This is a genomic window from Enterobacter vonholyi, assembly GCF_008364555.1.
Lineage (GTDB): Bacteria > Pseudomonadota > Gammaproteobacteria > Enterobacterales > Enterobacteriaceae > Enterobacter > Enterobacter vonholyi.
Window position 1 is genome coordinate 1 of record NZ_VTUC01000021.1, and the last position, 7895, is coordinate 7895.

Genomic DNA, 7895 nt, shown 5'->3' on the forward strand with positions numbered 1-7895 from the left:
GACTATGACTTCCGCAAGCCGAACGCGTGGCTGTTCCAGGCCCAGCAGAACCCGGCGTCGCCGACGCCGGGCAGCATCGACGTGTACGACTGGCCGGGGCGCTTTGTGGACAAAGGGCACGGGGAGTTCTATGCCCGCATTCGTCAGGAGCGCTGGCAGGTGGAGCACCAGCAGATTCAGGCCACCGCCACGGCGGCGGGGATTGCGCCGGGCCACACCTTCACGTTAACCAACGCGCCGTTCTTCAGCGACAACGGTGAGTATCTGGTCACGGCGGCGGGCTATCACCTCGAAGAGAACCGCTACGCCAGCGGCGAGGGGGAGACCATTCACCGTACCGATTTCACGGTCATCCCGTCGGCGGTGGTCTACCGTCCGGCGCAGACCACGGCGTGGCCGCGCACCTACGGCCCGCAGACCGCGAAGGTGGTGGGCCCGAACGGCGAGAGTATCTGGACGGACAAATACGGCCGCGTGAAGGTGAAGTTCCACTGGGACCGCCTGGCGAAGGGCGATGACACCAGCTCCTGCTGGGTGCGCGTGTCGAGCGCGTGGGCAGGCCAGGGCTACGGCGGAGTGCAGATCCCGCGCGTCGGCGACGAGGTGGTGGTGGACTTTATCAACGGCGATCCGGACCGTCCGATCATTACCGGTCGCGTGTACAACGACGCGAGCATGCCGCCGTGGGCGCTGCCGGCTGCGGCGACGCAGATGGGCTTTATGAGCCGCACGAAAGACGGTTCCGTGGACAACGCCAACGCCCTGCGCTTTGAGGATAAAGCGGGTGCAGAGCAGGTGTGGATCCAGGCCGAGCGGAATCTGGATATTAACGTCAAAAACGACGAGTCTCATTCTACTGAAAAAAATCGTACCCAGTTTGTTGGTGAAGATGAAACCTTACGGGTAGCGAAAAACCAGAAATCAGGAATTAAAGGCGATGTGGTATGCCTGACGGGGAACAGTCGAAACGATAAAGTCGTTAATAATTTTATACTTTCCGCAGGAAATACGCTGAGACTGGAATGTGGTGAAAGCGCCATCGAGCTATCAAAAGACGGCAGCGTCCATATCATTGGTAATAATTTTAACTTTACTGCGAAACAGAACGCGCAAATTAATACGCTTTCCGGCGAATTACATTTGAACCCTGATGATGGACAAAATGTCATCGATCCGCCTGGCGCATCCCTTCAGGGTGAAATCCAGCAGGAAGTGGATAGTTTTTTTGTTATTAATGGCAATAAATAAGAGTAACCCGAATGGCTGAATATATTCTTCAGGAAGCATCCCTCGCCTTACCTGATGTGTTTAAAGACAGAACCATGAATTTATTTACTCTGAGTGATAATGGAGCCAGCGAGTTTACTTTTGTTGTTTCTCGTGCGAGTGCTAAAAACGAAGATAAAGTCCATGATGCGGCAACACGGCTGGTACGTGAACTGGAAATTACGGTGCCCGACTTTCGTCTCGAATCCTCTCAGATGACCTCTGTTGATGGTCACCCTGCGGTTGAGCTTTTTTATCAGTTCAAAAATGATAATGCGATCATTTTCCAGAGGCAGACCGTTATTTTGCTCGGTGACCATCCTGGCGGCCAAAAGATGGTGTGTTATATCGGTACTTGCCCGGGCGAGTTTAGCGATTATTATCATCATCAATATCAGGAAATTATCCGTAGTATTAAGTTCCACAAACCGGCTCAGACTGAAACCCAGGAAATGCTCGCTGCCGACAGCCAGGGGCCATTTTTTGCGCTTGATAGTGAGAGTAAGGTACTCAGTGTCTTTGAAAACATTCAGGAACTGTATGGACACCTTTCGCTTCAGCGGGCGAAAGAGGGGCAGTATTTGCTTTTTGAAAAGCGGGGTAAACCACTCAGTATTGCACCCGTTCCGGACAGCCAACCCCTTCGTTACGCGCTCTGGACGACTTCCTCAGACAAATCACATCACTTGCTTTCACAGCTTTCCGTATGCCGCCAGGTCTCTGGTTCTGACCAACTTAATACACCCGATCGGATACGTGGGTATCTGATGGCACAGCCAACCGAATAGTTATGTCCGAATGTCTGGCCGCTCGCGTAGATGATGAGATTGCTCATACAGCCTCAAAAGGCTGGATGATCGCAGGATTGGTTGGTGGGGCAATTCTGGGCGCAGCTGCCGTTGTCGTCACAGGAGGGACCGCGTTGGTTGCTGTTTCTGCCGTTGCGGCTGGGGCATGTGCTGCGGGTGGGTTGGGTGAGCTCCTCGGCAGTATGTCATGGGCTCCACGCCATACCACCGGTACGCTAAAAGAAGGTTCACCCAATGTCTTTATCAACAGCCGAAAGGCTATCCGCGCTCATCTGTCAGCCGGAGAGTGTGATGAGCTCAGCGGTAGCCTGCAACGGGTTGCGGAAGGTTCGATAAAAGTTTACATCAATAACTTTCCCGCCTCTCGCACAGGCGATAAGTTGACTTGCAGCGCCGAGATTAGTCAGGGATCGCGTAATGTTATTATCGGTGGAAGCAAGGTTCAGACCGATGAAATAAGTCCTGAAATCCCGGAATGGGTTAACTGGACGATGCTCGCCGTTGGTGCCGGAGCCATGGCGGTGCTGGCCAGTCCGGCAATCGCACTTCTGAGTACCCTCGGTGCGATGGGCGGTGGCACTGTGGGTAGCTACGCGGGTGGAATGCTGTTTGGCGAAGGCAGCGACGGTCAGAAATGGGGGATGCTGATCGGCTCTGTTATCGGCGGCGGGGCTGGCATGAAGGGAGGGGCAAGGTTTGATGCGTGGCGGGCTGGTAAGCCTGTTCTCGAACCGGTTAAGCCAAATATTTCGGCCCGAAGAGCTGAACTTAATGAAAAATTTGGACGCACGGGCGATCTCAATAGAGATATTACAGCCAGAGGAAATAAAGAGCTGGCAAGAAACTGGCTCGAATCTAAGGGCTTCACTCCGCAACAGATTCGTGACTTTGATAATGGCATTGACTATACAAATAGAGTGAGTGTTGAAACAATAAACAGAAATAAAACACTCTATCAAAACCAAGTGCCAGGAGGACGACAGGGAAACTGGTATGCTCTTCGAGAAGATGTTGAGCCAACAGAGTTGGGTATCAATCCAAAAGGTACTATTTATGGCACTGATCAAGTTGTTGATAAAGTAGCAAAACCGTATGTTTCACAACAAAAAGTTGAAATGTTACGTAGTACTTCTTTGCCCGCACTTGATACTTGGTCAGTGAAAGATGTACCCTATCAGACAAAAGGTGGGGCAATACAGATGCTTTCAAGCGAAAAGGATATATTTAAGGTGGCTCATGAATAAAGAAAATTACACCGCGCTAGATTATATCAATGATGCTATTGATGCAATTAATAATCGATTAGAACAAAATCCTACATTTTCTTTATATGTTATGGCGAAAAATCAGTTGGATTATATTAAATCTATTCTAACTGGTGCTGAAAAAGATAAAAGTAAATTACACACATTGAATCTTGGAGTGCTTGCGTCTAAAGAGTTTGATACTACCGATGCCGAACTTGCTCAGCATTTGTCCAATGCTAATTATATAGCCTCGCAGATGGGGCAAGGATTAAAGGTTATTCTTCCCCATGAGCAAGACGTAGAGTACCTGAAAAGGCAAAAAAGATATCGTAAGTGATAGGCAGTTTTTTTGATTTTTAAATGTGATTTTCCGGTATCGTTAACACTTTTTTGCTGTAACTATCATATACACTTGATTGCTATCTCCATTTTTTAATGTAATTAAGTCTTCTGTTTCACGGAAAAAAGAGAGAATGATAGATTATAATCTGTCATGCGCAGTTTCCCTGGTTTAATCCTTTTATAAAGAATGCATAATGGAAGATCTTCACAGTGAAGACTCGGTAATCAATCGTTATGCCGATCGTTATCGTAGCTACATGCCAATTAATATCCGTAATGGAAGAAGAAACACTAGTCTTGATGCGTCGAATTCATCTCACTCATGGGATGCAACATTACCTTTAACCATAACTGAAGATGTTTCACGTGATAAGGCACTTGGATCGCTGGTCGGTTTGGCAGCCGGGGACGCCGTCGGCACCACTCTTGAGTTTAAGAAAAGAGACAGTGAACATGTAGAGGATATGATTGGTGGCGGGCCTTTTCAATTAAAACCTGGTGAATGGACAGATGATACGTCCATGGCATTATGTCTGGCAGAGACTTATCTTTCAGAAAAAAGAATGCATACCGATGTGCTTAGAAAATATCTCTTGAAATGGTATCTTAACGGAGATAATAGCAGTAATGGTCGGTGTTTCGATATCGGGAATACGACGCGATTCGCGCTTGAACAGTATATGCGTGTCGGACCTTCCTGGTATGGCAATACAGAGAAACATACTGCTGTTAATGCTGGGGTTATTCGTCAAGCCCCGGTATCTATCTTTCGTCGAAAATCGCTGCGTGCGATTTACTTCGAATCCCAGGCTCAGAGTAGAGCAACGCATGGCGCGGTAGAATCAATTAACGCATGCCAATTTCTCGGATTGGTATTGCACTATTTAATTAACGGTTATCAAAAAGAAGAAGCTTTTTCGCCTCATATTTTCCCACTGTGCGCGCGTGTAATGATCATAAACGCGGGTGAGTATAAGCAAAAAACTCGCGATCAGATTCGTTCAAGTGGTTATGTTATCGATACGCTTGAGGCCGCGATGTGGTCCGTATGGAATACTGACAACTTCCAGGATGCGATTCTGCTGGCTGCCAATCTTGCCGATGATGCTGACAGCGTTGCGGCGACGGCGGGACAAATAGCGGGAGCATTATATGGTTATTCCGGTATCCCGCAGGGGTGGAAAGATAAACTCGTGCAACACGAACGTATCGCCACAATGGCAGGTGAGTTATTCGATAGAGCACCTGAGGATAATTTTTTATAGTTAGAATTAATAGGGGGAAGCGAGGTGATAAAACAACTCGCACTAAGGTGTCGTATTTCAATTTAACTGAATCTACTGCAATGAATGAAATGACAACCTTTGGTTATGTTGATAAAGCATTAACTTTAGCACAAAAGAGATATGCAGACGTCACGAATCGTGATTCTCACGCCCCGATTTTACAAATGTACGACTCTATCGTACAACAATTAATATTTTTACGGGACTTAATCGAAGGCAAGGAAAAGGATAAAGCAAAGTTATGGAAAATGACTTTCGGTATGTTTGCAGCGAAGGAGTTTGATAATTCTGATGAGTTGTTTTTTGAAAGGTTGTCGGATGCCTGGTTTATTGTGGATCAAATACGTCGAGGGTTAAAGGTTAGACTACCGCACGAGGTTGACGCCAATTACACAATAAAACAACAAAACCTAAAGATGAAATATCCTGATGAGTTTTAGGATACGATATTGAATGTAACTATATTTTAGGTGATGGATGATAGATTTACATGCCAATTTGCATGTCCTGATAAAATATGTGGATAAATATCGCGAATACTTACCGATTAGCAATCCTTCCGTCCAGCGGAGGCTGCAGTATATTTATGATAATAAACCCTTAGAATCATCCTCGAATAGTGATGTACAAAAACAATGGGACTTAACGCCATCATGTAACATCTCACTAGCGGAATCGCGAGACCGTGCTGTCGGTGCGCTTATAGGTCTTGCTGTTGGAGATGCTGTAGGTACGACGCTCGAATTTTTACCTCGTGACAAAGCACATGTCAAAGATATGATAGGTGGTGGGCCATTTCGACTCCGCGCAGGTGAATGGACGGATGATACATCCATGGCATTATGTCTTGCGGAAACGCTTCTTGAGAAAGGTGATGCTGATACTATATGCTTCAGGAATAAACTTCTGGAATGGTATCAGCATGGTTATAATAGTTCAAATGGCGTCTGTTTTGATATAGGAAATACAACACGGTTTGCTTTAGGGCAATATTTAACTGTTGGTCCCGGGTGGAGCGGTAATACAGCGCCAGAAACTGCAGGTAATGCTTCCATCATCAGGCAAGCACCTGTCTCTATTTTTTTTAGAAAGTCATTAAGTAAAGCGTTTTATGAGGCTAAAAAACAAAGTATAGCAACGCATGGAGCCGCGGAAGCAATAAATAGCACACAGTATTTAAGTTATTTGCTCGTGCATATGATTAACGGTAGCAATAAAGATTTTGTTTTTTCTCCGCACGTCATGCCGCTACAGCCACGTGTAATGATTATCAACGCGGGTGAATATAAGCAAAAAACTCGCGATCAGATTCGTTCAAGTGGTTATGTAATCGATACGCTTGAGGCCGCGATGTGGTCCGTATGGAATACTGATAATTTCCGGGATGCGATTCTGCTGGCTGCCAATCTTGCCGATGACGCTGACAGCGTTGCGGCCACGGCGGGACAAATAGCTGGGGCATTATATGGGTGCTCCGGTATTCCGAAGGAGTGGAAAAACAAACTCGTTCAATACGAACGGATTGCTACAATGGCAGGTGAATTGTTCGATAGAGCTCCTGAATACATCGCTTAGAAATTGTTCATCATCTATGGCACGGAAGGATATCCGTGTCATAAATCTGAAGAAAAGTAGTGACTGTTTTTTTACTCTGGCAAAAAGCATGAATAAAAGATGAAATAATGAAATGGACTGGCTTTATAATTTTTATACTCATCTCTTTAGTCTATATCTGGAGCGGGAAAGATCTTTACACCCTAAAAGAGTGGCGAGACTTTAGAATTAAATTCATTTCAGTGTTGGTTGGTGCGCTTGCATTGACACTCATTTTAATTGGCGTATCAAAATCAACCCCGTTACTGGACAGAGAAAGCGCGCGGGCGATAGCATTAATATTACCGGCATCCCTGGTGGCAATGTTACTGTCGAAATTTTTTGTTGTGATGTTGAATGCTATTTTCGAGAGTATTATGCGATTTCATAAACGGTATAATACCAAAGAAATGTATTTAAAACTATCGTCTCTGTCTGCCCGGTACGGGGCCAAATTACACCTGGTAGCAAAATGTCTCGCCTCGTTAGGCTGTATCTTGATGCTCTATGGCATCTGGTTTGGCAGTACAGGCTGATATAAAGAGGTTAGTTAGATGCCAGCAATGCCAGGATATGAAAATAAGTAAATGCGGGATATTATGATGCATTTGTTTTTCTTTTTTATTTTTATGATTTGGACGCTAGCATTTATCTGGAATGGAAAAGACTTATTCAGTAAAAAACAATGGTTCCTTGCTGGGTTGATGTTCGTTCTGGTGCTAGCGGTTACGGTTGTTATTGGTTTTACGTTGAAATGGCTCGCTCAGTCAATGTCATTATTCTCCGTCGCAACGGCGAAACAATATTCGATTATCTTTTCCATGTCTTTCCTGTGCGTATGGGGACTAAAAGTTACCGTTGTGCTGCTCTGTACGATCTTTTCCGGGATTACAGGAGGGCACAAAAAATACAATGCTGAAAATTATGAAGCAATATCGTCTATAACACGCGTTGTTGCGCCTTGCTTACTTATCGTTGCTAAAAGCGTAGTTTCCCTGGGTAGCGTCCTTATGTTTTCAGGTTTATGGCTTAAATAAGCACGATTTAAAAAATATCTCAATGAACACCGAGATTAGTCCATAGTGGAATAAAGATTATGCTCAACCGAATTACCGTTCAGCTCCCGGTGGAGGGGCTGCTTTTCTGGAAACTCTCCGGCCGCGAGGCGATGTCCGAGTCGTTCGCGCTCACGCTGACCGTGCTCGGCACGGACGCGCGCATCGACCGCAGCAAGCTGCTGGGCCAGCCGGTCACGGTGACCATCCCGACGCAGAGCCTGCTGACGTCCCGCTATGTTAACGGCAAGATTACCCGGGTGGCGGTCAGCGCCGTTGAGCTGACGGGCACCCGCT

The 7895-nt window shown here is 46.3% G+C and carries 10 protein-coding genes; all 10 read left to right on the forward strand.

The features are described from left to right. The coding region (locus F0319_RS18715; RefSeq protein ID WP_149367536.1) for a type VI secretion system Vgr family protein at positions 1 to 1248 on the forward strand (1248 nt) is incomplete at its 5' end. A gap of 11 nt (positions 1249 to 1259) precedes the next feature. Continuing rightward, positions 1260 to 2054, forward strand: a complete 795-nt coding sequence (locus F0319_RS18720) for a DcrB-related protein (RefSeq protein ID WP_149367537.1) — start codon at positions 1260 to 1262, stop codon at positions 2052 to 2054. Positions 2055 to 2056: 2 nt separating this feature from the next. After that, positions 2057 to 3319, forward strand: a complete 1263-nt coding sequence (locus tag F0319_RS18725) for a polymorphic toxin type 46 domain-containing protein (protein ID WP_149367538.1) — start codon at positions 2057 to 2059, stop codon at positions 3317 to 3319. Beyond that, entirely contained in the window at positions 3312 to 3659 is a 348-nt protein-coding gene (locus F0319_RS18730; protein ID WP_045404268.1) for an immunity protein Tsi6 family protein, read from the forward strand. Before F0319_RS18725 ends, F0319_RS18730 begins: the two co-directional genes overlap by 8 nt. A gap of 199 nt (positions 3660 to 3858) precedes the next feature. Continuing rightward, entirely contained in the window at positions 3859 to 4929 is a 1071-nt protein-coding gene (gene tri1 / locus F0319_RS18735) for an ADP-ribosylarginine hydrolase Tri1 (RefSeq protein WP_149367539.1), read from the forward strand. A gap of 80 nt (positions 4930 to 5009) precedes the next feature. Beyond that, positions 5010 to 5390 carry an immunity protein Tsi6 family protein gene (locus tag F0319_RS18740; protein ID WP_111964750.1) on the forward strand — a complete coding sequence of 127 codons (381 nt, stop codon included), beginning with the start codon at positions 5010 to 5012 and terminating at the stop codon, positions 5388 to 5390. A 37-nt stretch (positions 5391 to 5427) separates the two neighbouring features. Then, complete coding sequence (gene tri1, locus F0319_RS18745; protein WP_149367540.1) at positions 5428 to 6525, forward strand: ADP-ribosylarginine hydrolase Tri1; 1098 nt, start codon at positions 5428 to 5430, stop codon at positions 6523 to 6525. A 107-nt stretch (positions 6526 to 6632) separates the two neighbouring features. Beyond that, positions 6633 to 7079, forward strand: a complete 447-nt coding sequence (locus F0319_RS18750) for a hypothetical protein (RefSeq protein WP_149367541.1) — start codon at positions 6633 to 6635, stop codon at positions 7077 to 7079. A 51-nt stretch (positions 7080 to 7130) separates the two neighbouring features. Continuing rightward, positions 7131 to 7580, forward strand: a complete 450-nt coding sequence (locus F0319_RS18755) for a hypothetical protein (RefSeq protein WP_111964747.1) — start codon at positions 7131 to 7133, stop codon at positions 7578 to 7580. 59 nt (positions 7581 to 7639) lie between these two features. After that, positions 7640 to 7895, forward strand: a 256-nt coding sequence (locus F0319_RS18760) for a contractile injection system protein, VgrG/Pvc8 family (protein ID WP_240168120.1), incomplete at its 3' end; no start/stop codon positions are given.

What these genes read in the sequence shown, in the direction of transcription:
- F0319_RS18720 (WP_149367537.1), top strand. Translation starts at nt 1,260, where the DNA reads ATGGCTGAATATATTCTTCAGGAAGCATCCCTCGCCTTACCTGATGTG.
- F0319_RS18725 (WP_149367538.1), top strand. Translation starts at nt 2,057, where the DNA reads ATGTCCGAATGTCTGGCCGCTCGCGTAGATGATGAGATTGCTCATACA.
- F0319_RS18730 (WP_045404268.1), top strand. Translation starts at nt 3,312, where the DNA reads ATGAATAAAGAAAATTACACCGCGCTAGATTATATCAATGATGCTATT.
- tri1 (WP_149367539.1), top strand. Translation starts at nt 3,859, where the DNA reads ATGGAAGATCTTCACAGTGAAGACTCGGTAATCAATCGTTATGCCGAT.
- F0319_RS18740 (WP_111964750.1), top strand. Translation starts at nt 5,010, where the DNA reads ATGAATGAAATGACAACCTTTGGTTATGTTGATAAAGCATTAACTTTA.
- tri1 (WP_149367540.1), top strand. Translation starts at nt 5,428, where the DNA reads ATGATAGATTTACATGCCAATTTGCATGTCCTGATAAAATATGTGGAT.
- F0319_RS18750 (WP_149367541.1), top strand. Translation starts at nt 6,633, where the DNA reads ATGAAATGGACTGGCTTTATAATTTTTATACTCATCTCTTTAGTCTAT.
- F0319_RS18755 (WP_111964747.1), top strand. Translation starts at nt 7,131, where the DNA reads ATGCGGGATATTATGATGCATTTGTTTTTCTTTTTTATTTTTATGATT.